Origin of the sequence: Psychrobacter sp. AOP5-GZ1-6, from assembly GCF_052376345.1 — a bacterium.
Lineage (GTDB): Bacteria > Pseudomonadota > Gammaproteobacteria > Pseudomonadales > Moraxellaceae > Psychrobacter.
Genome location: NZ_JBQSVP010000254.1, coordinates 1 through 1,520, shown reverse-complemented (window position 1 = coordinate 1,520; position 1,520 = coordinate 1). Strand labels below are relative to the sequence as shown.

The 1,520-nt window shown below is 39.9% G+C and carries 2 protein-coding genes; both read left to right on the top strand.

All coding sequences use genetic code 11. The features are described from left to right. The first annotated feature begins 32 nt into the window (after positions 1 to 32). Complete coding sequence (locus ACT3RN_RS15530; RefSeq protein WP_192519413.1) at positions 33 to 587, top strand: carboxymuconolactone decarboxylase family protein; 555 nt, start codon at positions 33 to 35, stop codon at positions 585 to 587. A 181-nt stretch (positions 588 to 768) separates the two neighbouring features. Further along, complete coding sequence (locus ACT3RN_RS15525; protein WP_444518815.1) at positions 769 to 1,422, top strand: DsbA family oxidoreductase; 654 nt, start codon at positions 769 to 771, stop codon at positions 1,420 to 1,422. Positions 1,423 to 1,520: the final 98 nt, after the last annotated feature.

The window sequence follows — 1,520 nt, the reverse complement described above, 5'->3', positions numbered from 1 at the left end:
CAATTTATTAATAATGATTAAAAGGTTTTAATATGACTGATTTTACTTTACATAATAAAGAAAGCGCACCAGAAGCAAGCCAAGCATTACTAGACAACTCTATCAATGCCTTTGGTATGATTCCAAACCTACATGCAGTGATGGCTGAAGCGCCTGGCTTACTCGAAGGTTACCAACAGCTACATCAACTGTTTTTAGATAGCAGTTTTGATAATGAAGAAACCACTGTTGTATGGCAAACCATCAACGTAGAACATGAGTGCCATTATTGCGTCCCTGCACATACAGGTATCGCAAAAAGCATGAAAGTAGATGACGCAATTACTGAAGCATTACGTAATGAGACACCACTACCAACAGCCAAACTAGAAGCATTACGTGACTTTACCCTGTCTGTCATTCGTGACCGTGGTAACGTGAATGATGATGCCGTACAATCATTCTTGAATGCAGGTTTTACCAAACGTCAAGTATTAGAAGTCATACTTGCTGCTGCACAAAAAGTAATGAGTAACTACACAAACCATTTGGCCAATACACCAATTGACAAGCCTTTCCAAAGTTTTGAATGGCACAAAGCTGACTAATTAAAGTTAACTGATTAAAGCTGTCCAACTGTATAAAATATACGTTGTGTAAAACATGAAGGGCTGTTTTGGGTCGTATCATCAATTAGATTATTCGATTTAGAACGGCTCTTTATACAATATGTATAAGACGACAATATATATAAATACAATGTGTATAAGTATAAAATAAGGAGCCACTATGAGTGATTCAAAAAAGCCATTACGAATAGATATCGTGTCAGATGTGGTCTGCCCTTGGTGTGCTATTGGCTATAGTCAACTAGCCGAGGCATTAAAACAAACCAACACTCCGCACGAGATTCACTGGCATCCATTTGAGTTAAATCCTAATACGCCGCACGAAGGACGAAACTATCGTGAGCATATCATGGAGAAGTACGGTACCACTGCTGAGAACATTCAAGAGAACCGAGCTAGAATGGCGGAAGTAGGTTCAGAAGCTGGATTTCATTTTCAGTTTACCGATGACTTTCGTACTTACAATACTTTTAATACGCATCAGCTGCTACATTGGGCCAGTCAACAAGGGCGTATGCATGACCTAAAGCAAGCATTGTTCGTCGCACACTTCGTCGATAATAAAAATATATCAGATCATAATGTGCTTTCCGATGTTGCGGCAGAGGTTGGATTGGATCGTGACGAAGCATTAGCGGTCTTAGCAGACCAGCGGTTTGCTGCAGCAGTAGAAAAAGAAAAACAACACTGGCAGCAACAAGGCATTCAAAGTGTGCCTTCTATGGTTCTTAATGAGCGTCACCTAATCAGCGGTGCTCAAGGTATTGAGAACTATAAGAGCATTTTGCAGCAGTTGGCTGATATGCCAGACTAATTCATCTAAATGATGGTTGGTTTTATAACATTAAGGGTTGTAGAGGAATTGTGTAGCCCGAGACTATACAGTTCCTCTACAACCCTTTTTTATGGTGT